The 23582-nt window shown below is 65.1% G+C and carries 24 protein-coding genes; 7 read left to right on the top strand and 17 right to left on the bottom strand.

Annotated features, from left to right (window positions below; all coding sequences use genetic code 11):
• Window positions 1-35: 35 nt before the first annotated feature.
• Together HPC46_RS03890 and HPC46_RS03895 are read right to left on the bottom strand one after the other, a co-directional pair.
• Entirely contained in the window at window positions 36-872 is an 837-nt protein-coding gene (locus HPC46_RS03890) for a succinate dehydrogenase subunit SdhC (RefSeq protein WP_005142717.1), read from the bottom strand.
• Between the two features lie 68 nt (window positions 873-940).
• Complete coding sequence (locus HPC46_RS03895) at window positions 941-1237, bottom strand: Rv0250c family protein (protein WP_005142720.1); 297 nt, start codon at window positions 1235-1237, stop codon at window positions 941-943.
• Window positions 1238-1403: 166 nt separating this feature from the next.
• On the opposite strand from HPC46_RS03895, the gene HPC46_RS03900 reads away from it, so the two are divergent.
• On the top strand, window positions 1404-2165 hold the full coding sequence (locus HPC46_RS03900) for an isocitrate lyase/PEP mutase family protein (RefSeq protein ID WP_179466997.1): 762 nt from the start codon (window positions 1404-1406) through the stop codon (window positions 2163-2165).
• Between the two features lie 24 nt (window positions 2166-2189).
• Here HPC46_RS03900 and HPC46_RS03905 read toward each other — a convergent pair whose 3' ends face one another.
• The 9 genes from HPC46_RS03905 to HPC46_RS03945 form a co-directional block, all read right to left on the bottom strand.
• The gene (locus HPC46_RS03905; protein WP_179466999.1) at window positions 2190-5096 is read right to left on the bottom strand and encodes an MMPL/RND family transporter; all 2907 of its coding nucleotides are present in this window, start codon (window positions 5094-5096) and stop codon (window positions 2190-2192) included.
• Window positions 5093-5533, bottom strand: a complete 441-nt coding sequence (locus HPC46_RS03910; RefSeq protein WP_179467001.1) for an MmpS family transport accessory protein — start codon at window positions 5531-5533, stop codon at window positions 5093-5095. Before HPC46_RS03910 ends, HPC46_RS03905 begins: the two co-directional genes overlap by 4 nt.
• A 14-nt stretch (window positions 5534-5547) precedes the next feature.
• Window positions 5548-6036: a MarR family winged helix-turn-helix transcriptional regulator gene (locus HPC46_RS03915; RefSeq protein ID WP_325096560.1), complete on the bottom strand. Its 489-nt coding sequence runs from the start codon at window positions 6034-6036 to the stop codon at window positions 5548-5550.
• A gap of 231 nt (window positions 6037-6267) precedes the next feature.
• Window positions 6268-6819, bottom strand: coding sequence for a GNAT family N-acetyltransferase (locus HPC46_RS03920; protein WP_179467003.1), 552 nt, complete (start codon window positions 6817-6819; stop codon window positions 6268-6270).
• Window positions 6820-6829: 10 nt separating this feature from the next.
• Complete coding sequence (locus HPC46_RS03925) at window positions 6830-7723, bottom strand: 5-oxoprolinase/urea amidolyase family protein (protein WP_179467005.1); 894 nt, start codon at window positions 7721-7723, stop codon at window positions 6830-6832.
• Window positions 7720-8382 (bottom strand): 5-oxoprolinase subunit B family protein, encoded by a 663-nt coding sequence (locus HPC46_RS03930; protein WP_179467007.1) that lies wholly within the window; start codon window positions 8380-8382, stop codon window positions 7720-7722. Before HPC46_RS03930 ends, HPC46_RS03925 begins: the two co-directional genes overlap by 4 nt.
• 78 nt (window positions 8383-8460) lie before the next feature.
• On the bottom strand, window positions 8461-9174 hold the full coding sequence (locus HPC46_RS03935; RefSeq protein ID WP_179467009.1) for a queuosine precursor transporter: 714 nt from the start codon (window positions 9172-9174) through the stop codon (window positions 8461-8463).
• A gap of 22 nt (window positions 9175-9196) precedes the next feature.
• Window positions 9197-10168: an ABC transporter substrate-binding protein gene (locus tag HPC46_RS03940; protein ID WP_179467011.1), complete on the bottom strand. Its 972-nt coding sequence runs from the start codon at window positions 10166-10168 to the stop codon at window positions 9197-9199.
• Between the two features lie 9 nt (window positions 10169-10177).
• Window positions 10178-10777, bottom strand: coding sequence for a LysE/ArgO family amino acid transporter (locus HPC46_RS03945; RefSeq protein WP_179467013.1), 600 nt, complete (start codon window positions 10775-10777; stop codon window positions 10178-10180).
• A gap of 241 nt (window positions 10778-11018) precedes the next feature.
• Between HPC46_RS03945 and HPC46_RS03950 the strand changes: the two genes are divergently transcribed.
• The 4 genes from HPC46_RS03950 to HPC46_RS03965 all read left to right on the top strand — a co-directional run bounded on the left by HPC46_RS03950 (window position 11019) and on the right by HPC46_RS03965 (window position 15280).
• Entirely contained in the window at window positions 11019-11648 is a 630-nt protein-coding gene (locus HPC46_RS03950) for a TetR/AcrR family transcriptional regulator (protein WP_179467015.1), read from the top strand.
• 54 nt (window positions 11649-11702) lie between these two features.
• On the top strand, window positions 11703-12485 hold the full coding sequence (locus HPC46_RS03955) for a hypothetical protein (protein ID WP_179467017.1): 783 nt from the start codon (window positions 11703-11705) through the stop codon (window positions 12483-12485).
• 10 nt (window positions 12486-12495) lie between these two features.
• On the top strand, window positions 12496-13116 hold the full coding sequence (locus HPC46_RS03960) for a TetR/AcrR family transcriptional regulator (protein ID WP_179467019.1): 621 nt from the start codon (window positions 12496-12498) through the stop codon (window positions 13114-13116).
• A gap of 217 nt (window positions 13117-13333) precedes the next feature.
• Complete coding sequence (locus HPC46_RS03965) at window positions 13334-15280, top strand: flavin-containing monooxygenase (protein ID WP_179467021.1); 1947 nt, start codon at window positions 13334-13336, stop codon at window positions 15278-15280.
• A gap of 17 nt (window positions 15281-15297) precedes the next feature.
• Here HPC46_RS03965 and HPC46_RS03970 read toward each other — a convergent pair whose 3' ends face one another.
• From HPC46_RS03970 to HPC46_RS03990, 5 genes are all read right to left on the bottom strand, one after another.
• Entirely contained in the window at window positions 15298-16443 is a 1146-nt protein-coding gene (locus HPC46_RS03970; RefSeq protein ID WP_179467024.1) for a CaiB/BaiF CoA transferase family protein, read from the bottom strand.
• The gene (locus HPC46_RS03975; RefSeq protein WP_179467026.1) at window positions 16440-17984 is read right to left on the bottom strand and encodes an aldehyde dehydrogenase family protein; all 1545 of its coding nucleotides are present in this window, start codon (window positions 17982-17984) and stop codon (window positions 16440-16442) included. The genes HPC46_RS03970 and HPC46_RS03975 overlap by 4 nt, the downstream gene beginning before the upstream one ends.
• 4 nt (window positions 17985-17988) lie before the next feature.
• A complete protein-coding gene (locus HPC46_RS03980; protein ID WP_179467028.1) occupies window positions 17989-18183 on the bottom strand; it encodes a ferredoxin in 195 nt (64 codons plus the stop codon).
• A 6-nt stretch (window positions 18184-18189) separates the two neighbouring features.
• Window positions 18190-19428, bottom strand: coding sequence for a cytochrome P450 (locus HPC46_RS03985; protein ID WP_179467030.1), 1239 nt, complete (start codon window positions 19426-19428; stop codon window positions 18190-18192).
• 129 nt (window positions 19429-19557) lie between these two features.
• Entirely contained in the window at window positions 19558-20748 is a 1191-nt protein-coding gene (locus HPC46_RS03990; RefSeq protein ID WP_179467353.1) for an acyl-CoA dehydrogenase family protein, read from the bottom strand.
• A gap of 155 nt (window positions 20749-20903) precedes the next feature.
• Between HPC46_RS03990 and HPC46_RS03995 the strand changes: the two genes are divergently transcribed.
• Together HPC46_RS03995 and HPC46_RS04000 are read left to right on the top strand one after the other, a co-directional pair.
• Complete coding sequence (locus tag HPC46_RS03995) at window positions 20904-22052, top strand: acyl-CoA dehydrogenase family protein (RefSeq protein ID WP_179467032.1); 1149 nt, start codon at window positions 20904-20906, stop codon at window positions 22050-22052.
• Window positions 22053-22055: 3 nt separating this feature from the next.
• Window positions 22056-22643, top strand: a complete 588-nt coding sequence (locus tag HPC46_RS04000) for a TetR/AcrR family transcriptional regulator (RefSeq protein WP_179467034.1) — start codon at window positions 22056-22058, stop codon at window positions 22641-22643.
• Between the two features lie 84 nt (window positions 22644-22727).
• Here HPC46_RS04000 and HPC46_RS04005 read toward each other — a convergent pair whose 3' ends face one another.
• Complete coding sequence (locus HPC46_RS04005) at window positions 22728-23528, bottom strand: alpha/beta fold hydrolase (protein WP_179467036.1); 801 nt, start codon at window positions 23526-23528, stop codon at window positions 22728-22730.
• Window positions 23529-23582: the final 54 nt, after the last annotated feature.

A 23582-nucleotide genomic window follows, 5' to 3' on the forward strand; every position in this document is an offset into this window, starting at 1 on the left:
GAATCTTCCTCGCTAGTTCAGGTTGAATTGGCTTGTCAGCCAACGAATCTCAAGTCGGAGATGGTGCCACTGGCCACCAGCATGACGTAGAAGTCCGTCAGCATCAGGGTGCCGAGGGTGATCCAGGCGTACAGCTTGTGCCGGGTGTTCAGCTTGCTGACCTGCGTCCAGATCCAGTAGCGGACCGGATGCTTGGAGAAGTGCTTCAGGCGGCCGCCGGTGACGTGGCGGCACGAGTGGCAGGAGATCGTGTAGACCCACAGCATCACGACGTTGCCGACCAGAATGATGTTGCCCAGGCCGAATCCGAAGCCGCCGGGCCCGGTCTCCGAGTGGAAGGCGACGATCGCGTCGTAGGTGTTGATGATCGAGATGATGCCGGCGATGTAGAAGAAGTACCGGTGGGTGTTCTGGATGATCAGCGGAAAGCGCGTCTCGCCAGTGTATTTCGCATGCGGCTCAGCCACTGCGCAGGCGGTCGGCGACTGCCACACCGAGCGGTAGTAGGCGCCGCGGTAGTAGTAGCACGTCAGCCGGAAGAGCAGCAGGAACGGCAGCGACAGGAACGCGTACGGCAGCAGCGAGAGCGGCCCGGTCGCGGGCAGTATCTGCGGCCAGAAGTCGCTTGCCTCACCGCATGCCTTGCTCAGGCACGGCGAGTAGAACGGCGTCAGGTAGTGGTACTGCGGGACGAAAAAGTGGTCCCGCTGGAACGCGCGCACCGTCGCGTAGATGACGAATGCCGCGAACCCGAGGTCCGTCCAGATCGGTGCCTTGAGCCAGTTGTCGGTCCGCAGCGTGCGTTGCGGTATCTGGGCACGGCCGGGTGAGAAGACGCCGGTCGCAGGGCGGTTACCCGCAGGTGCGCTCATCTACTGTGATCCCCTTCGCATTAACTCATCGGAGGGTACCTAGATCACGGCACCCCGCTAAATCGGGGTCAGCGGCGGCTGTGGCCGCCAACTCCTTCGTCGTCGACGTCACGCCAGAAGGTGCTGTCGTATGGCGTATCCGGAATTCCGATCTTCTCGCCGGAGACCACCGCGGTTTGCTGGGTTAGGGCAAGCTCATTGGCGTCGATATCGAGAAGTTCCACGTCATTGAGGATGCGTTCGGCGTCGTTGACGATCCGGCGCATTGCCGGAGTGTCGGCATAGCGCGCCTGCAAAGAGGTCACGCACCGCCGCAATCCGCCGATCAGATGGTGAAGTTCGGCCAATTCTGTAGTGGTAGACAACGGGACCTCCCTGGGCTGAAGGTGTTATGGATCACAGTACGACAACCGATGCTAGCCACATTTGGAACACAACGTGAGACAGGTCACGTCGGGAATGGTGTTGCGGCAGCCGTGTTGAACGCCCCAGGGTCCGTACGACGAAGAAAACGGGAGTGAGGAGCCTCCGATGGTGATTCAGAGCAGTCTTGCCGAACGTGCGGAAGCGTTGTTGGCGTTGCATCAGCCGGGCAACCCCGTGGTGCTCCCGACGGTGTGGGACGCCTGGTCGGCCAATCTGGCAGTGGACGCCGGGTTCGCGGCGCTGACCGTCGGGAGCCATCCGATGGCCGACTCCGTCGGTAAGCCCGACGGCGAAGGCATGAGTTTCGACGATGTGCTCGCCCGGGTCGCCCAGATCGCCGCGGCCGTGGACGTCCCGGTGTCGGTTGACATCGAATCGGGGTACACACAGCCTGCCGAGCGCCTGATCGACGGACTGCTCGGTGCCGGGGCGGTCGGCCTGAACATCGAGGACACCGTGCACAGCGAGGGCAAGCGGCTGCGGTCGTCCACCGAGCACGCCGAACTCGTGGGGGCGCTGCGCGCCGCCGCCGACCGCGCCGGGGTCCATGTGGTCGTGAATGCCCGCACCGACCTGTTCCTGCGCAACGACGGTGACGACGCCGACCGTGTCGACCGGGCCATCGCGCGGCTGAGTGAGGCCGCCGCCGCGGGGGCCGACGCGCTGTACCCGGTGGGTCGGCACGAGCCGGACACGTTGCGCCGCTTGGCCACTGAACTTCCGCTGCCGATCAACGCGATCGCGATACCGGAGTCCGACGACCCGGCGTCGTTCGGGCCACTGGGCGTGGGGCGGATCAGCTTCGGGCCGTTCTGGCAGCGCGCGCTGTCGGTGCGGGCCAACGAGATCCTCGACCGCTGGCGGTAGTGGGTGTGCCGGCTGCGGTGGCCGCTAGGCCTGCGCGGGTAGCGCTGCGGTGTCCGCATCGTCGCTCGCAGGGCGCCTGCGCGGCGTGGGCGGCAGGAAGTGGTTGTCCCCGCGGGGATAGACCACCAGCGGCCACCAGAACCACCGGCCCAGCATCGTCGCGATCGACGGCATCAACAGCGATCGAACGATGAAGGTGTCGATCAGCAGGCCGATCGCGATCGTCGAGCCCATCTGGGCCAGCACGATCAGCTTGCTGCCCATCATGCCCGCCATGGTGGCGGCGAACACCAGACCGGCCGACGTCACCACGCCACCCGTGCCTGCCATCGAGCGGATGATGCCGGTCTTCAGGCCCGCGTGGATCTCGTCTTTGAACCTCGAGACGAGCAAGAGGTTGTAGTCCGAGCCGACCGCCAACAGGATGATGACGGACATCAACATGACCAGCCACTGCACCTGTATCCCGAACAGGTCCTGCCACAGCAGAACCGAGATACCGAAGGATGCGGCGATCGAACTGGCCGCCGTACCGACGATCACCAGAGCCGCGACCGCGCTGCGGGTCAGAATGAGCATGATCATGAAGATCAGCGTCAGCGACGACACCACGGCGATCATCAGGTCGTAGCGCGCGCCATCGGACATGTCCTTGTAGGTCGCTGCGACGCCGCCCAGATGAATCTTGGCGTTCGACAGCGACGACATCTTCAGGGCCTCTTGTGCCGCCTTGCGTTCCGAATCGACGCGCGCGATGCCGTCCACCGTCGCCGGGTCACCCTCGTGGGTGATGAACATGCGGGTGGACTTGCCGTCGGGTGAGAGGAACATCTTCAGGCCGCGTTGAAAATCCGGATTCTGGAAGGCTTCCGGCGGCAGGAAGAACAGGTCGTCGTTCTTGGCCTGGTCGAAGCTCTCACCCATCGCCAGCGCCGTGTCGTTGGTCGCCTGCATCTGGTCGAGCAGGGCCTTCTGCGAGTTGTAGGAGGCCAGCGCGAGGTCCCGGCTGACCTTCATCGACGCGATCGTCTGGGGAAGCAGCGCCGTCAGCTGCGGTGCGATCGCCGCCAGCTGGTCGGTATTGCCTTGCACCCCTGCCGTTTTGTCGGTCACTGCGTCGATTCCGTCCAAGGAGTCGAACAGGGACCTTGCCGCGGCGCACAGCGGGATGTCAAAGCAGTGCGGCTCCCAGTAGAAGTAATTGCGCATCGGCCGGAACTGGTCGTCGAAGTTCGCGATGTTGTCGCGCAACTGCTCGGTGGTTTGCAGGAGGTCCTGTGAACGGGCCGCCGAATCCTGGGTGAGCTGGGTCTGCTTGAGCGAGAGTTGGTACTGCTTCTCCAAGATGTCGATCGAAACGTTCATCGAATCAACTGTTTTCAGCTGGTTGTTCAATTGGTCCCGCTGGAACGGCAGGTTCATGTTGGTGGTCTGACCCGCCACCGAAGTCTGGAATGGAATCGAGCTGTGCTGGATCGGGATACCCAGCGGCCGGGTGATGCTCTGCACCATCGCGATGCCCTCGGTGTGCATGACATTGCTTGCGATCTTGTTCAGCACCAGCATGTCGGCGGGATTGCGCATGTCATGGTCGGCTTCGACCATCAGGATGTCGGGGTTCATCCGGGCCTGGGTGAAGTGCCGGTCGGCGGCGGCGAAGCCCTGGTTGACCGGGGCGTCCGTCGGCAGGTAGTAGCGGTCGTTGTAGGCCGGCTTGTATCCGGGGATGGCAATGATGCCGATCAAAACGACGAACAGGCTGGCCACGAAAATCGGTGCGGGCCAACGTACGACGGCTGTGCCGACGCGCCGCCAGAATCTGCTCTGCGGGGGCCGCTTGGACTCGTACAGCCCAACGCGGCTGCCAAGGAAAAGCACGGCCGGGCCGAGCGTGACCGCGATCGCGACGATCACCAGCATGCCGATCGCGACGGGTGCGCCCATGGTGGTGAAGTAGGGCAGTCGCGCAAAACTCAGGCAGTAGGTCGCGCCTGCGATCGTGAGTCCGGAACCCACGATGACGGGTGCGACGGACTTGAAGGTGGCGTAGTACGAGTCGTCTCGGTCCAACCCCATGCCACGGTCTTCGCGATAGCGGCCGAAGATGAAGATGCCGTAGTCGGTGGCCGCGGCGATCGCCAGCATCGTGAGGATGTTTCCGGCGAACGTCGTCAGGCCGAAAGCGCCGTGCAGGGCCAGAATCGAGACCACACCGCGCGCGGTCAGCAGTCCGAGGAACGTCAGGAACAACTGGATCAGAGTGGTCCGGATCGAGCGATAGACCACCAGCAGCATTCCCGCGATCGCGATGAGCGTGATCAACGTGATCTGCACCAGGCTGGCGTTGCCGATGACGTGCATGTCGTCGGTGAGCGCGGCCGGGCCCGCGACGTACGCCTGCACGCCTGGCGGAGCGGGGGTTTCCTTGATGACCTTGCGGACGGCATCCACGCCTTCGTTGGCCAGGGTCTGGCCCTGTTCGCCGGCCAGGTTGAGCATCACGTAGGAGGCTTTGCCGTCGGCGCTCTGGGCGCCAGCCGCCGTCAATGTGTCGCCCCAGAAGTCCTGGATGTGCTGGATGTGTTCGGGATCCTGCTCCAGCTTGCGGATGATCTCGTCGTAGTATTGGTGTGCGTCCGGGCCCAGCGGCTTCTGGCCCTCCACGACGATCATGATCGTGCTGTTGGAGTTGAATTCCTGGAAGTTGGCGCCCATCAACTTCATCGCCTTCATCGACGGCGCGTCCTCGGGTGCCATTGGCGCCGAGTGCATCTCACCGACGACCTCGAGCTGTGGCGCGACGACGTTCACCACAACGGCGACCGCGAGCCAGAACAGGATGATCGGCCAGGCGAGGATGCGGATCAGGTGCGGCATGACGGGCCGGCTTTGCTTGCTTGCGGATTCGGGTGTGGTGACGGTATGGGTCATGCGGACTTCACCAGGCAGTAGGTCTGGGCGTTGACGCCATTGGCCGATTGCTCCTCGCGGACGGTTCCGTTCACAGTGACGCGGCATCCAATCTCATCGCCGTCGGTCCGCGCCATGAGGCTGGCGCTGACGGCAGGCAACGTCGTCGACAGGGTGATCGACCAGGGCAGCGGCACGTCGACGGTGTGCACCTTGGCTTCCGGGTCGAAGTAACTGATCTGGGCGGTGGTCCCCGGTGCGCCATAGACGTCGTAGACCATGACCTTGGGGTTGAACTGGACGATCTCGATACCGGCGCCGGCACCGGCGTTCAGGTCCTGCGACGCGAATTTCTTGTGCAGACGCGATACGACCAGGCCGGAGACGGCCAGCACCACGATCAAGACCAACGGGATCCAGATGCGTTTCAGCACGCGACCCACCGGAACAGCTTTCACCCGAACACCTTCCGTCAATGGCCCGGCCGCGGTGCGGCCGTGTCCGTGGCGCAGTCGGCATTGGCGGCGAGTCGACAGATGAGCGGAAGCGCAACCCGCGCGGCCAACCACAGCTGCATCTGTTCCTCGTCCGTCAGCGTTGTCATCAAGGCGGACAGACGTTCTCGGCGTGTGCGTTTGCGCTCGTCGAGGACGTCCTGGCCCTCGTCGGTGATGGCGACCAGGCAGGCCCGGCCGTCGTCGGGGTCGGCGAGCCGGGTCACCAGCCCGGCACGTTCGAGCCGCTGGACCAACTGGGTCATCGAGGGCTGGCTGACCCCTTCCTTCGCGGCCAGCGTGGTCAGCCGGATAGGGCCTTCACGAGCCACCCGGTTCATCGTGAACGCCGCGGACGCGCTCAGGTCGGCACGGTCGGCGAGGAATCGGATTGTCAGGTCCATTGCCTGGTCAAGGGCATCGCCGACGCACTCGCCGAGGTCTTGCTCGGCCGGCTGATTTCCCACCCGGTATCTATATCACGCGGACTATGTAGCAGCAATAACTATCCGGCTCGGGCCCGCCGCACAGTGACTTCCCAGGTTTGCTGTTCGCCGGCCACGGCGAGCCCGGGAAGGCTCAGAGTTGTTGCGGTGCAGCCAGTCCAGTGTCGAAGCCGGTTCCACTGGGAAGCCGATTATCAACAACGGTTGCGGGCAGTTGTATTCCGTCTGCTATCTATTGACGTTGCTGCCGGGCTACCAGACGTCGCCGTCACGCCAGTCGCATGTCAGGTCCGCGGCAAGGTCGACCTCGATGTCGACCGGCAGGACGAAGATCGAGCCGTCGTTGTCGGGGGTGCGGGTCGGCCCGGCTGGCGCGAGCACCGAGGTCGGTCCCCGCCAGTGCAGCCACCCGCGCGGACGGTAGAGCTTCTCGCCGATCGGGCTCGAGCTCAGTGCCCCGATCTCGTAGGCCCCGCGAATCACCTGCTCGATCGCATCCATCACGGCGTGCGCCAGGCCTTGTCCGCGCCAGTCCTCGTGGACGGCGACGCCTTCGACGTAGCCGCAGCGCAATGCCCGGCCGTTGTAGAGCAGTCGGCGCTGCACCACGGCCGCGTGAGCGACCAGCGCACCGCGATGGGCGATGACGGCGTGCATGCCGCCGAGGGTGTGCTCCCAGTCCGAATCGGTGAACTCGGTCCACTCACCGAACGCCTCGGTCACCATCTGCCGGGCGTGCTGGCGGGTGTCGGTGTCCAGATCGCTGGTGTGAATCAGCCGGGCGGTGTGGACCTGCGCGTGCACACCCTCAGCTCTACCAGGCCGGGGCGCTCCCCGCTGCGATACGAGGCCTGGTCCAGTGCAGCCGCACCGTTTGCCCCGGCCGGATCTGGGCGGCCTTGTCGGTGTCGGCATCGGTGAGCACGCCGATCACGGGAAAGCCCCCGGTGACCGGGTGGTCGGGACCGAGGATCACCGGGTGGCCGTTCGGCGGCACCTGGATCGCGCCGCGGGTGGCGCCCTCGCTGGGTAACTGACGGTCGGGCCAGCGGTAGACGAGCGGGCGCCCGGACAGCCGCATGCCGACCCGGTCGCTGCGGTCGGTGGTCACCCAGTCGGTGTGGACGAGGGCGTCGGGGTCGGTGAACCAGTCGTCGCGCGGACCGGGCACCACGCGCAGTTCGAGGTGATCCTGCGTGATCGCAGCCACCGGCGCCTGGTCGAGTTCGGGGTACCTGTCGGCGTGCGCGCCCACCGGCAGCACGTCACCGACCCGCAGTGGGCGGGGTCCGATCGCCGACATCATGTCGTAACTGCGCGAACCCAACACCGGATCGACGGCGATCCCGCCGCGGACTGCGAGATAGCTGCGCAGCCCGGTCTGCGGGGCGCCGAGAGATATCACCTCGCCTTCGCGAACGTGGTGAATACTGTTGGTGCCGAAAGGAACTCCGCTGACAGCCGGATCGGCGTCGGCACCTGTCACGGCGACATCCACATCGCCGCCGCGCACCCGTGCGGCGAATCCGCCCAGGGTGATCTCGACGGTGGCGTGGTCGTCGGGGTTGGCCAACAGGCGATTGGCCAACCGGTGCGCGCGACGGTCGGCCGCCCCGGAGCGGGTGACGCCGACGTGCGCCAGTCCCGGCCTGCCGAGGTCTTCGAGCAGCGCCAGCGGACCGGTTCGTAACACCTCGAGGGTGATCATCGCGGGTCCGCGGCGATCGCCCGGAACTGCACCCACATGCCCGGCTCCAACAGCGCGGGTTTCGGCCGGCCGATATCCCACAGCACCGCGTCGGTGCGGCCGATCAGCTGCCAGCCACCGGGAGACTGGCGCGGGTAGATGCCGCTGAACTCGCCGGCAAGTCCGACCGATCCGGCCGGTACCGAGGTGCGCGGATCGCTGCGCCTCGGCACCGCCAGGCGGGGGTCACCGCCGACGAGGTAAGCGAAACCCGGTGCGAATCCGGAGAATCCGACCCGCCATGGCGCGGCGGTATGGGCCTCGATCACCGCGGCGACGTCCATCCCGGTGTGCGTGGCGACATCGTCGAGATCGGCGCCGTCGTACACCACCTCGATCACCACGTCGACGTCATCGGCCCGATGCTGCCGCGGCCCCGCGGTGTCGATCGGCAGTTGTTTGAGCCGCTGCCGGGTGGGTGCCTGATACCCCGGGTCGGACAGTGTGATCAGGACGGTACGCGCGGCCGGGACGATGTCGAGAATCCCGGGCAGATGCGCCCGGCGCAGCGCGCCGGCAAAGGCCAGCACGCGCTCGGTCGACTCGCATTCGAGTAGCAGCGCCGCTTCGCCGTAGTCACGGATTGTGTTGGACACCATCAGGTCCGTCGCCACACTCATTCATCGACGGTAGATCCGCCGAGGGACTGGGTCTGCGGATTTCGAGCACTGCCAGAGGTGCCACATTTATCGTGCGCGTCAGACCATCTGGGTATAGGTCGGCTCGTGACGCTTGATGTACGCGATCACCCGGTAGGTCACCGGCAGCATCACCACCTCGACGGCGGTCTTGTAGACCCACCCGAGCGCGGTGTAGGTGACGAAATCGCCAAAGGTGTTGATGCCGATAGCGCTGGCGGCGATGCTGCAGAACACCAGGGTGTCGCCGAGCTGGCCGGCGAAGGTCGATCCGACCAGCCGCGCCCACAGGTGCTTCTCCTTCGTGCGTTCCTTGATCTTGACGACGGTCAAGGCGTTGATGGTCTGGCCGACGATGAAGCCGGCCAGGCCGGCCACGATCAACTGGGTGTAGGCGTGGACGATGTTCTCGAAATGTTCCTGGTTGGTGTAGAAGTCGGCCGACGGCAGGTAGATGGTCACCCAGAATGCCAGCGCGGCCAGGATGTTCATCGCGAAGCCGAGGACGATCGCCCGGCCTGCGGCCTTGAACCCGTACACCTCGGAGAGCACGTCGCCGATGACGTAGGTGAGCGGGAAGACGATGAAGCCGCCGTCGGTGATGATCGACCAGTTGCCGATGACGGGTCCGAACGCGACACCCTTGGTGGCGGTGACGTTGGAGATGATCACCAGGGCGGTGAAGACCGAGACGAAGACCGGATAATAGCGAGACCCGACCTGTGCGAACCCGGGGGTTATGGCATCGCGCGCGGTGGTCTGGCTGCTGGTCACGGTGCTATCCAAGCACGACCGGTCAGCTCAGTGCGCGCGAGAGCAGCGGCGGCAATTGATCGGCGACCACGGGGTAGGACAGCGGGGATGCGAAGGCGATCGCACCGGCGAGGTCCTTGCCGGTGAAGATATTCCGATCGGCCAGCGCGGCGACGGCCGGATCCGCCAGCAGCGCAGCTTGTTCGGCGTCGCTCTCGGTGGACCAGATCAACACGTCGGCGGAATCCAGCGTGTCGGCGAGCTTGTCGAGCGGGATGGCCGCGCGGTGGTCGTCGACGGCGAATGCCTGGATGCTGTCAATGACCTGAAAGCCCATGGTCGTCAAGAAGTCGGTGCGCCACCCGGGCAGCGTCGCGGCGAGGGTGCCGCCGACGAAATTGCCCGCCAGCAGCACCGCCTTCTTGTCTTTGAAGGCGGCATTGTTCTTCGCGATGTCGGCGAACTTGTTGTCGACGCCCGCGATCAACTGTTTCATCTGCTTGCCCTCGAACACCGCGGTTCCCACCGCGGTGGCCTGGTCCTTCCACGGTTCGAAGAAGGCATTGCCGGACTGGGCGATGGTCGGCGCGATCGCCGAGAGTTTCTTGTAGGTGTCCTCGTCGAGGCCCGCGTTGACGGCCACGATCAGATCGGGTTTGAGCGCGGCGATCTGGTCCACCTGAATTCCGTTGTCCAGGTTGAGCACAACGGGTTGAGCGGCACCGAGTTTGGGCAGCGCCCACGGCCACACCCCGAAGGGTTGGTCACCGAACCAATTGGTCACCGCGATCGGTACCACGCCGACCGCGAGAAGGTCGTCCTGCTCGGTGAAGCCCGCACTGACGACGCGCTTGGGCGGCGCCGAGATCGTCGTTTCGCCGAAGAGATGTTTGATGGTCACTGATTTGGGGGTGGCGTCCTCGCTCGAGCCCTCCGACGAGCACGCGGCGGCGAACAGTGCGCCCGCCGCGCCGGCGGCCCCCAGAAACCCGCGTCTCGTCCACTGCGCCCTCACGGCGCGAGATTAGCTCACGGCCATCCAGATGCCGAGTCCAATCATGGTGGCCGCGATCAGGCCGTCGAGAATCCGCCACGTCAGCGGGGTGGCGAACAGGCCGGCCAACCGGCGTGCGCCGAACCCCAGGCTGACGAACCAGACCACACTCGCGGTCACTGCGCCGATGCCGAACAACCACCTGCTGTCGGCGTGCTGGTTGGCCAGCGTCCCGAGCAGCACGACGGTGTCGAGATAGACGTGGGGGTTCAGGAACGTCATGGCCAGGCAGGTCAGCAGGACGGAAATCAGGCGCGTTGAGCCCTTTTGGGTGGGAGCCATGCTCGACGGACGCAGTGCACGGCGGGCGGCCAGCGCACCGTAGACGAACAGGAACCCGGCGCCGCCGATCTTGGCCACGCTGACGGTTTGGGGATGAGCGGTGATGAGCGCGCCGATGCCGGCAATCCCGGCGGTGATCAACAGCAGGTCGGAGATCGCGCACACGCTGACCACGGCGAGCACGTGCTCGCCGCGGATGCCCTGACGCAGCACGAACGCGTTCTGGGCGCCGATCGCCGCGATCAATGTGAAAGACGTCAGAAAGCCGATGAGGAGGGGCGAGGCCATGGAGATGACGGTATGGACTGGACGTGAGACAGTCCAACTAAAGATTCTTGGGTCTGATAAGTGCTGCTAATGTTCAGGCGCTCGAGTCGAGGTCTACTGCGGGAAGTGGGGTATCCGGCAGTTGTGGCTCCGATATCGACGCTCTTGCCCGATGTGACAACTGACAAGAAAAGATGATTGTAAAATTCTGTGAGATCGCGGGCTGCGGACTTGGCCCAGTGGCAGATCGACAGGAGACATTATGGCTCGCCGACGGGGCGGCACAGGGCTCAGTGTCGACACCGATGAAGCGCGCCAGCAGATCCTGAGTGCCGCTGAGCAGGTCATTCTGCGTTTCGGTGTCGACAAGACCACGATGGATGACATCGCCAAGGAGGTTGGCGTTTCCCGGCCGACGGTCTATCGCTACTTCGCGGACCGCGATGCACTGTTGGGCGCGCTCATCGAGCGGCGGTCGCGAATGTTGTTCGAACGCGCCCGCGCCTTCATCGCCAGTCACGAGACTTTTGCCGAGCAGCTCGTCGAGGGTCTGATCTATCTCGTCGATCATGGCCGCAGGGATCCGATCGTGCGCATCCTGGTCAGTCCCGAACGTATGGAGATGGCCACCACGCTGGTCGGCGGGGCCGGTCTGGCCGCTGCGCTGACCGCCGAAATGTGGGAGCCGATCCTGCAGGCAGCCGCCGAACGTGGCGAGATCCGCGACGATCTGGCGATCGGTGACGTCGCCGAGTGGTTGGCCTTGGTTCAGCTCATTCTGGTCGGTCGCCTCGACTTCTCGCGCGCCGACGACCCGGGCCACCGCATCCTGCTGCGGTCATTCGTGCTGCCGGCCTTCCTGCCTGCCGGGGTCAGCGCACCCACGGGGTAGCGGTGGCTCAGCAGCCCTTCCTATATCGAGACGATTCGTATCATAATCAGGGTCATGTACGACCCGCAGATCATTCTCGCCGCGATAGATCAGCACAAGATCCCGATTCTGATCGGATTCGGGTTGGCGATGGTGCTGCAGAACATCGCCATGGTGACCGCGGTCGTGATGACCCGGCGCGAAGGCTGGATATCGATTCCGCTGCCGTGCACCTACCTGTGGTTCGCCCACGATCTGGGCGTGGTGGCCCGGTTCGACACCTGGTTCAACACCTACGACAACTGGTTCCTGAAGCTGTTCTGGATCGGGCTGCTGACGGCATTGCTGCTCGAGCTGGTGTTCCTCTACCAGGCGATCGCCGTCGGCCGCCGCGAGTACCTGCCCGACGGCCGAACCGGGACCTGGGCCGGCCTCGTCATCGCCGGCGCGGTGGCGATGGTCGTCTTGTGGGAGTACCTCAAAGCACTGTGGGGTGACCCGCTCTACCAGGCGGCTCCCGCGATCACCCTGTTCGCGCTGCCTGTCGCGACGACGGCGCTGATCCTCCGGCGCCGGTCGGCGGTTGCCCAACATGCCCTCATGTACGGGTGTTTCGCCGCGATGGTGGTGCTGTGGTGGGGCGTCACCGTGACGTTCTATGGGCCGTTCTTCGCCACCTGGCAGTACCTGACGGTGGGGGTCACGGCGTTCGTGATGCTCGTCTGCGTGACGATCCTCGTCGCTCGGCTGCGCAGCGGCGCGACGACGCTGGGCCCATCCGGGATTTCGGGGCAGCCTGCCTCTAAAATCGACGCCATGACAGCGCCGGTCTCTGGGCCGGTGCGTTCCCCCATCTGATGAGGTGCCGATGTCAACCGATGTGAACGGCGGTCGCGCGTCTCGATCCAGAGGCCGCCCGCGGCTGGAGATCGACCGGGACGCTGTCGCTGACGCGGTTGCCGAGCTGTTCGCCGAAGGCGGTATCGAAGCGGTGTCGATCGCCGACACCGCCGAAAAGCTGTCGGTCTCGCGGGCGACGCTGTACCGCACCGTGCCCACCAAGGAAGAGCTGCTGGGCATTCTGTTCGAACGGAGCACTCGCGAACTCACCGAGCGCACCGATGCCGTGCTGGCCTCGGTCTCGAAACCCGACGAGCAACTCGTCGAACTCATCAGGCTGCAGGCCGACGCGGCCATCCAGATGCGTAGCTACATGCCGGTGTTCTTCGGTGGCGGCGGCCTGCCACCGGATGTCTTCATGCGGTGGCGCAAATGGAGTCGGCAATTCGAAAAGCGCTGGTCGAGCGTAGTCGCGGCGTGTATGGACGAGGGCTGCCTGGACAAGACGGATCCCGTCGTGGCCACCCGGCTGATCCTCGGCATGATCATCTGGGTGTCGCGGTGGTACCGGCCGAGCGAGAAGATCACGGCTGAGCAGATCGCGGATTCGGCGATCACCCTGCTGCGGCTGAAGCTCCCGAAGGCCTGACTCCAGCCCACCGGGTGTCGCTGACAATGGCGGCCATTTGAGACCAGTACTTGCACTGATGGGTGCGTGGTGCCCGCGTGCGCGGGTGCGATCGCCGGACAGTGCAAGGGATCTCGCAGCAGGATTGCGCGTTCTCAGACCCCCCGCTATATTGAGACGCATAAGTTCAAAAACATGGTGGCCTGGTCAGGCCCACTGCAGCACGAAGGTTGGGGTCATGCAGACGTCGTATCAGGTGCCCTCGGCGGCACCTCGGGAATGGGTTGATGCGATCCGCGAGGCTCTGCCCGACGGTAATGTCCCGACGTTGTTGATGGTGCTTCGCCATCTCACCGGCGATCCGAAGTGGACCGCGGATCCATATCGACCGTCCCGTGGTAAACCACTGGACGACAACGACTCTGGTGAACTGCCGGCCGAGATTCAGCAGGAGGTGCGCGAGGCGGTCCTCGATGCGGTGATCGCCTATCGGGAAGGCCGGCTCACCCCGGTGCAACCCGCACCTGAGGCGGTCGCCGAGATGCTGGCCTGCGCGATGGTCGAGGACGTGCCCGCCGAATATGGCGAACTCCTCTCAGAGGAGATGGGTTTCATCTCCCGCAACGTGACGCTGCCCGACGAGGCACGTGATTCCCGCTTCCAGGTGGTGATCATCGGAGCCGGACTGTCAGGCCTCGCCATGGGCATCCAACTCGCCTCTGCCGGAGTCAATTTCACGATCCTGGAAAAGGACGACGACCTCGGCGGCACCTGGCTGGAGAACGTCTATCCCGGTTGCGGTGTCGACACCCCTGGGCATCTCTACACGTTCTCGTTCGCGCCTAATCCGGACATCACCCGCTACTTCGCCCCGCGCGCCGAGGTCCAGGCATACCTACAGCACCTCGCTGACCGGTTCGACCTGCGGCGGCACATCCGATTCGGGACAGAAGTGGACACCGTCCGCTACGAGTCGGAAGACGGCCGCTGGAGCATCGACACCCGTGCGAAGGGGAGTGGCGAGACCATTCGCGCCAATGTGGTCGTCAGCGCTGTGGGCATGGTCAATCGCCCGTCGATCCCGGAACTGCCTGGGCTGGAGGACTTTCCCGGTCCCGTACTGCACACCGCCGCATGGGATCCCGCAGTCGACCTGACCGGCAAGCGGGTGGCGGTGATCGGCAGTGCCGCCAGCGCGATGCAACTGGTGCCGTCGATCGCCGACGATGCGGCACACGTGACGGTGTTCCAGCGATCCAAACAATGGGCGGTGCCGCACCCCAACTACCATCGAGACGTCCCGTCGAGCGTCCAGTTCCTCATGCGAGAGGTCCCGTTCTACCTGCAGTGGTATCGGCTGCGGGCATTCTGGAACTTCAGCGACCGGCTGCATTCGTCGCTGCAGATCGATCCGGACTGGGAGCATCCGGAACGCTCGGTCAACGCGACCAACGAGCGGCACCGGGTGTTCCTGACCAAGTACATCAAGGAGCAACTCGGCGACCGGACCGATCTGATCGACGCTTGCTTGCCTGACTATCCGCCGTACGGCAAGCGGCCCCTGATCGACAACAACTGGTATCGCACGATGACGCGCGATGACGTCACGTTGGTAGACGAGGCGGTCGCAAAGATCGACGGCAACCGCGTCGTCGCGGTGTCGGGCGATGGTTGCGATGCCGATGTGATCGCGCTGGCCACCGGGTTCAACATCCTGCAGTTTCTCTGGCCGATGGACATCATCGGCCGCTCGGGCATAACGCTGCGTGAGCAATGGGGAGTGCACGACGCGCGCGCCTATCTCGGTGTGACCGTGCCCGATTTCCCGAACTTCTTCATTCTCAACGGCCCGAACACCAATGCCGGACATGGAGGCAGCGCCATTCACGCCACCGAGTTCCAGGTGCGCTATGTCATGGAGGCGATCAGCGCGTTGCTGCAGACGCCGTCCGGGGTCATCGAGGTGGATAGGGATCGCTTCGAGGATTACAACGCGAAGCTGGACGAGGCTCTGTCGCATTGCATTTGGTCGCACCCCGGCATGACGACCTATTACCGCAACGAGTTCGGCCGCATTGTGGTCACCGGCCCGTGGAAGTACATCGACTACTGGCGGTTGTTGTTGCCGTTCGACCGCGCGGACTACCACGAGGTGATGGTCGACGCCGGCGAGTTGACCGGCTGACCCGGGAAGGGCGGGCGTCAGTCGCAGACGATGACGCCGGCTTCGATCAGCCGATCGGCGTCGTGGATTCCCCAGTCGGACAACACCTGCCGGCCATCGGCGCCCACGGCGGGCGGTGGCGACGGGTGGCCGGGGACTGACCTGCTGAACCGGGGCGCCGGCGCCGGCTGGGATACCCCACCGACATCGATGAACGTCTCGCGCGCGGCCAGATGAGGGTGTTTCGCGGCCTCGGAGAGCGACAGCACCGGGGCGACGCAGGCGTCGGTGCCCTCGAACACGTCCGCCCACTGCTGCCGGGTGCGCGCCGCGAACGCATCGGTGATCGCCGCCCGCAGCCGTGGCCATCCCGAAGGGTCGGCACGTAGTGCGGCGGTCTCGGGGTCTAGGCCGAGCAGTGTCGTGAATTCCGCGTAGAACTTCGGCTCGAGCGCGCCGACCGACATCCATTCGCCGTCCGAGGTCCGGTAGTTGTCGTACCAGGGGACGCCGGTGTCGAGGAAGTTCTCGCCGCGTCGGTCGATCCATCGGTCCGCGGCGAGCAGCCCGTGCAGCAGGGCGGTCAGGGAACTCGCGCCGTCGACGATGGCCGCGTCCACCACCTGTCCGTGCCCGGAGTTCGTTGCCTCGAAAAGTGCTGCGAGAACGCCGATCACCAGGAAGGTCGAACCGCCGCCGAAGTCGCCCACCAGGTTCACCGGCGGGACTGGCGCATCGCCGGAGCGGCCGATCGCGCCGAGCGCTCCGGTGATCGCGATGTAGTTGATGTCGTGTCCGGCGGCCGGTGCCAGCGGCCCGGTCTGGCCCCACCCGGTCATCCGGCCGTACACGATGCGCGGGTTGACCGCCAGGCAATCGTCGGGGCCCAGTCCGAGCCGTTCGGTGACACCGGGCCGGAACCCCTCGATCAGGATGTCGGCCTTGGCCACCAGCGCCAGGACGGTCTGCCTGCCCTCCGGATGGCGCAGGTCGACCACGATGGAGCGCCGATTACGCCGCAGCACATCGAGTTCCGGCGGTACCTCACTGGCTGCCGGCCCTGGACGCTCCACGCGGATCACCTCGGCGCCCAGATCAGCCAACAGCATCGCCGCGTAGGGCCCGGGGCCGATACCGGCCAACTCGATGACCTTGACCCCGGTGAGAGGCCCTCCGTGTGTCACCGCGGGCGCAACCCGAGACGCCGGCGCCAATCGTTCATCTCCACCAGTCGCAGCACCGCAGCCGTCACCCGTGCTTTCCGGCGTGAGTAGGGATACCAATGGGTTTCGGTTTCGAGGTGTACCTTCTCGCTGACGAAGGCTTGCTGACGGCAGAACTTGCGCACACCGTTCGGGCCACCGAACCGGTGGCCGAGACCGGATTGCTTCCAGCCGCCCATGGGCAGCGGAAACTGGAAGACATTGATCATCGCGTTGTTGATGTTCACCCCGCCGGCCTCGATGCGAGTGCCGACTCGTTCGGCGCGCCGCGGCGATGACGTCCAGACGCTGCTGGCCAAGCCGTACGGGCTGTCGTTCGCCAGACGCACGGCTTCGTCTTCGTCACGGACCTTCATGATCGGCAACAACGGGCCGAAGGTCTCCTCGCGCATGCAGAGCATGGTGTGGTCGACGTCGACCAGAACCGTTGGCGGATAGAACAACCCACTTGTCGCGCGCTGACCGCCCGTCAGCACCCGGGCGCCCTTGGCCACCGCATCGGCGACGTGGCGCTCGACGATCTGCATCTGATTCTCGGTGGCCATCGCGCCGAACTCGGCGGTGAAGTCGCCCTGCGAGTCGTGTCCCTGGCGCAGGGCGTTGACCTGATCCACCAAACCGCCGACGAACTCCTCGTAGATCGGCGCTTCGACATAGATGCGTTCGACGGCGATGCACGACTGCCCGGCATTGAACAAGCCGCCCCAGATCGCGCCGCGGATGGCGCGGTGCAGCGGCGCGTCGGAGAGCACGATCATCGCGTCCTTGCCGCCGAGTTCAAGGCTCACCGGGACGAGGCGTTCGGCGCAGCGCATGCCGATGCGCCGTCCCGTCGCCGTCGATCCGGTGAACTGCACCATGTCGACGGCGTCCACGACGGCGGCTCCGGTACCGCCGAGCCCGGTCGCGCAGCCCAGTACCGGCGGGGCGCCGATCTCCTCGTTCCATCCCCGGACCACTTCGGCCCACGCCAGCGGCGTCTCTTCCGACGGCTTGCTCAGCACCGCGGCACCGGCCATCAGGGCGCCGGGGATGTCCATCATCGGCATCCCGAGCGGATAGTTCCACGGCGTGATGACGCCGACGAGTTGATAAGGCGAATAACGGATTCGGAGGTTCTTGGTCAACGATGCCGGACCGTGTGGCCGGCGGGTCTCGTCGGCGAGGAACTCGGCGCCGTGCTTGGCGTAGTAGTTGATGACCTCCATGCACACCAGCAGCTCGATCTGGGCGTCACCCCAGGACTTGCCGGCCTCGCGGTGCACCAGCCCCAGGATGCGGTCCTGATTGTCGACGATCCAATCCAGCCAGCGACGCAGGTGCCCGGCGCGTGCCTGCGGTGACATCGCAGCCCAGGCCGGTTGCGCGGCACGGAGTCGGTCGGCCAGTGCGCCGACTGCGTCGGGGGTCATATCGGGTACCACCCCGACCACCGAGCCGTCGGCGGGATTGCGCACCTCGACGACTGTCCCGGTCTCGGCGGGATCCTTGATGGCGGTCACGTTTTCAACCCTCTATTCTGATCGCGCCGAGCGGACACATCAAGACGGCCTGTTCCACGGCCGCGCGCAGATGCTCGCCGGGCTCGGCGTTGAGCACGGTGACGACCTCGTCGTCATCTCCGATGTCGAACACGTCGGGGGCGGCGACCATGCACTCGCCGTGCAGCTCGCAGCGGTCGCTGTCAACGATGACCCGCATGGATTGTCACGCTCCTGTGATCGTCACCGGAAGCTGGTATACGCCACGGGAATACGCGTCCCGGACGTAGACGATGTCGCCGGCCGGCTCGATGGTTTTGGTCCGCCGCAGCAGTTCTTCGAGCAGGATCTTCATCTCCAGCGACGCGACGTGCTTGCCGAGGCACTGGTGCGGGCCGCGGCCGAAGCTCACATGCGGGTTCTTCTCCCGCGAGAGGTCGAAGGAGTTCGGGTCGCCGAAGGCCCGTTCGTCGAAATTGCCTGCGGCAAAGTGCATCAGCACCTTGTCGTTCTCCTTGATTTCCTTGCCATGGAACTCGTGATCGGCGGTCGCGGTGCGAACCAGGTGGGTGAACGGCGAAGCGATCCGCACGATCTCCTGGATCGCGCTGTCGGGGATGTCGTCGGCACGCTCGCGCAACCACGCCATCTGCTCGGGATTGCGCATCAGCTCGTGCATGCCGTGTGACAGCGCGGTCCGGGTGCTCTCCGCGGCACCGCTGGCCAGCAGCGCGACGTTGCCCATCAGCTCGTCCTGGGAGATCACGTCGGCACCGGCCTGCACCAGCTGGGTGATCACGTCGTCGCCCGGCTCTTGGCGCTTGAGGTCGCCGAGCTCGACCGCGTAGTTGAACAGGTTCATGATCGACATGAACACCACCTCGAAGGACGGGGTGATCCGGGTATCGAACGGTGCTGCGAACTTGTCGACCCACTCGAAGAATTTCGCCCGGTCGCCCGCGGGCACACCGAGCACGTCGCCGAGCGCCTCCATGGGCATGGCGTTGCCGATATCGTCGACGAAGTTGAAGGTGCCCTTCTCCAGCGCCTCATCCACGATGTTGACGGCGTACCCGCGGAACTTCTCCTCGAGACCGCGGACGAATCGCGGCGTGAACGCCTTGCTCATCACCCCGCGCTGTTCGCGATGCTTGGCACCGTCCATCGTCAGCATGGCCGGCTTGCCGCCCGCTTCGGCGTCCAGCGGCGTGACCCGCCAGATGTTCACGCCGCCGCGGGCCGTGGTGTAGAGCTCGGGGTTGCGGTCGACGCTCCAGATGTCGGCGTTGCGGCTGATCACCCAGGCGCGGTCGATGAGCATCGGGTCGTCGAACTCCTGCAGATAGCAGGGTTCGTTATCCCGTAGCCAGGCGTACTGGTCGAGCGGCAGACCGAACGTGGTCGGGTCGCCGTTCGCGTAGGTCTCGGCGTCGAGTACCCGTAGTTCGGGCTGTGTGACAGTCATTTCCTGCTCCTCACCAAAGGTGGCGCTGACCTGGGTACTTTCCCAAGGCGTAAATATGAGGCAATCAATCTCAATTATTGAAGAATGCTCTGTCCAGTGTCAAGCATCACAGGATCGCAAGAGCCGCTTTCAGCGAGTCGACGGGCGCAGCCCGAAGGTCGAGGAGATGATGTCGCGCTGGATCTCGTTGGTACCGGCATAGATGGTCGGCGCGATGCTCATGCGCAGGTGGCGTTCCATGTCGAATTCGGAGGAGTAGCCGTAGCCGCCCATCATCTGCACGCCCTCGAGCGCCACCTTCTTGGCCGTCTCGGTCACCTTCACCTTCGACATCGAGGTCGCACGGACCCAGTCCTCGGGCGTGCCGATGGCGTTCTCGATGTGGTGGACGGTGGCATAGGTCAGAGCCCGGGCGGCCTCGATCTCGATGGCGAGATCGGCGATCCGATGGCGCAGCGCCTGGAACGAGCCGATCGGGGCGCCGAACTGCTGCCGCTGCGTCACATACGCCAGCAGGTCGTCGAATGCCCGCTGTGCCATCCCGAGACCCTGTGCGGCGCAGACCAACCGCTCGCCGTTGAGGCCCGCCATGACGTGCTTCCAGCCGCCGCCCTCGACGCCGACGAGTGCTGATTCGGGAACGAACACATCGGTGAAGTACAGGTCGTTGACCTCACTGCCGCCCATCGTCGAGATGGGGCTGATCCGCAGACCCTCGGTGTCGGTCGGGACTTCCAGCAGGGTCAGTCCGTCATGGGGTCGAGTGCCCCGCGAGGTGCGCACCACGACCAGGATCGCGGTGGCGAACTGCGCGTCCGAGCACCAGGTCTTCTGCCCGTTCACCCGCCATCCGCCCTCGACCTTGTCGGCTCGGCAGCTGACCGCGGCGGCATCCGAACCCGCTCCGGGCTCCGAGATGCTGATCGACCAGACATTGCCGGCGCAGATCGATCCGAGGGCGGACGTTTTCTGCTCCTCGCTGGCAAAGCGTTTGTAGATCCCGGCCACCGTGTGCGAGGTGCCTGCGCCGTGCACCGGGACCAGGGCGCGCCACAGCTCTTCGAACAGGATCACCTGCTCGGTGAGGCCGCCGCCGCTGCCCCCGTATTCCTCCGGGATCGATACGCCCAGATAGCCCAGGTCTGCGAGCTTCTGGTAGACGCCGGCGTGGTGTTGCTCGGCACCGTGATCGGTCAGGGCGTCGCGCTGCTCCCGCGTTCCGCACTCGCGCCGGCCGAATTCGCGTATCGCCGCGGCGAACTCGCGCTGCTCTTCGGTGAGCGACAACGCTTCCACAGGTACCTCCCGAGAACGATTCATCACGGAGCGCAATTTATGAGCTAGATTGTCTCAAATAGTAAGTCTTCAGGCGGGACACGGTCAATCGGCGTCGACGGGGACGGGCAGGCTTCAACTGCTCCGTACCCCGTAAACGATCGTTATTGTGTTCTGGACCCACAGAAGGAGCCGCTGAGATGACCATCGAGGCCGAGCGCCCGATCTTCACCGCGGACCAGCAGCGGTTTCGCGTTGCGGTTCGTGAGTTCCTCACCCGTGAGGTGCTTCCGGACTATCCCGACTGGGTGAACGAGGGGAAGCCGTCTCGCCGGTTCTGGGCGGGCGCTGCCGCGCTGGGCATCCTCGGCATCGGGATCCCGGAGCAATACGGCGGCCTGCCCGGGTCCGACTACCGGCACAGCGCCGTCGTCACCGAAGAGATCCAGGCGCTCGGGATGGCGATCGGCGGACTGCGGGTTCAGACCGATATCTGTGTGCCCTATCTGTTGCATCACGGTTCGCCGGCGCAGCAGCAGGCATGGTTGCCGAAGCTGGCCTCCGGGCAGGCGATCGTCGCGCTCGGTCTTTCCGAGCCCGGGGCGGGTTCGGACCTGAAGGCCATGGCAACGCGCGCAGAGCTCGACGGTGACCATTACGTGGTGAACGGCGCCAAGACGTTCATCTCCAACGGTGCGGCAGCCGATCTGGTGATCCTCGCGGTGAAGACCGATCCGCAGGCGGGCCGCAATGGAATCAGCCTGCTCCTGGTCGACACCAATACGGCGGGTTTCGAACGCGGTCGTAAGCTCGACAAGCTCGGCCTGAAAGCCCAGGACCTCGCCGAGATGTCGTTCACCGACATGGCGGTGCCCGTGCAGAACCTGCTGGGCAGGGAGAACGAAGGGTTCGCCTACCTGACGTCCAACCTCGCCCAGGAGCGGTTGTCCATCGCGATCAACTCTCAAGCTGCCGCGTCCGCGGCAGTCGCCTGGACGGCAGAGATGCTGCGGGAGCGCCGATCTCGTGGCGACCTCGGCCAAGAGGCGAAGTTCACGCTGGCGCAGAGCTCGTCGGAGGTCGCAGCGGGGCAGGCGCTCATCGATCAGTCGCTGGCGGATCATATTGCTGACCGGCTGACGAGCCGGGACGCCGCGGTGGCGAAGCTGTACTGCACCGAGATGCAGGGCCGGGTCGTCGACCGTTGCCTGGGCCTGTGGGATCCCGGGAGCGTGTGGGACAGCGACTCGCCGATGGGCAACGCCTTCCTCGACGGCCGGGTCAGCCGAATCTATGGTGGCTCAAGCGAAATCATGAAGGTCATCATCGGCCAGGATCTGGGCCTGTGAGCCATGGGCTCCGCACGGTTGGCCCCCAAGACCACTGCCACACGCGAAGCACAGATCCTCGCGGCCGCTGAGCAGTTGTTCTTCGAACGCAGCTTTGACGGTGTCGGTGTCGACGAGATCGGCCGGACGGCCGGCACCAGCGGGTCCGCGATCTACCGATACTTCCCGAACAAGGACGCCATCCTGGCCGCACTGTTCGACGAGGTGCTCGACACCCTGCTGCTACGGATCGGCGAACCGGCCGACGATCCGTCCGTCGATCTGGACCGATTGCTGCGCGCGTTCGCCGGCCTGGTCGCCAGTCACGAGCGACTGGTCGCTATCTGGATGCGCGAACAGCGTTCGCTGGCACAGCGATACCGCGACCAGCATGACCGCAGGCAGAAGCGGGTGACCGAACGGTGGGTGAGCTGTTTGCGCCGCTGCTATCCCGGAGCTTCGACCGACGAACTCGTCACCGCGACCCGCGGCGTCCAGTTGCTGTTGCTGTCAGAGGCCTTTCGGCCACCGAGCGGGCGTGGCGCTCCGTATGCACAAGAACTGCTGGTGAAGCTCGGCCTGACTGCCCTGCAGGCATTGGACGGTGGTTAGCGTCCGAGTGATACGCCGAGCGTGTGCCCTGCCGGCGACTGTGCGAATGATCTTCGACAACAACCCGCACGTTCGACGCGTGGGCTATTCCGTGAGGAACGCCATGAGAACCTTGTCGAATTCGTCGGGGGACTCGAGCATCGGGAAGTGGCCGCAGTCGAGTTCGACCATCGTCGAGTCCGCCAGCTGTGCCTTCAGCCAGTGCGATCCCTTGGTCGAGTGCACCCGGTCGGCGGTGCCGTTGATCTGAAGCACCGGCTGGCGAACGGTCGCGATCTCGGCGATCAGATCCGTTCGTAAGAGCGTGTGGTAGCAGGCGATCGCCGACCAGGTCGGCATCCGCATCCAGGTCCCCATCAACCAATTGACCACTCGGGGATCGGGTTCCGATGCGAAGTTCGTCTGGATCAGCTGGTATCGGGCCGCCACCCGGTCGGTCTCCTCGGCCTTGACCATCTGCGCGACGACATCGTCGGGCGGCGCACCGAAGGGAAAGTCCGCACTTCGGCTCGCCCGCACCGCATTGGAGCCGACGAGCACCAGCCGGCTCACCAATTCGGGTGCCAGGGCAGCGGTGTGGAAGGCGACCTGCCCGCCGAACGAATGGCCGACGATCACCGTCGAATCGACCCCCAACGCGGTGAGGACGGCCACGACGTCACCGCTGAGCCGGTCGATGTCGTAGCCGTCGAGGGGGTGGTCGGAGTGGCTGTGACCGCGTTGTGTGATGCAGATGGTGCGATATCCGGCTGCGGTCAGCACCCGCACCTGGCGGTCCCAGAGTTCGTGGTCAAGTCCGAAGCCGGAGATGAAGACCACAGCGGGGCCCGTGCCGAGATCCTGAACATGAACGCGCACTTTGTCTTCCACGTCGATCATGGGCATACGCCGTGCCACCTCCATTCGAAATAATGATACAGTTCGTCTTAATAATACGGA

Origin of the sequence: Mycolicibacterium vinylchloridicum (assembly GCF_013404075.1) — a bacterium.
GTDB lineage: Bacteria > Actinomycetota > Actinomycetes > Mycobacteriales > Mycobacteriaceae > Mycobacterium > Mycobacterium vinylchloridicum.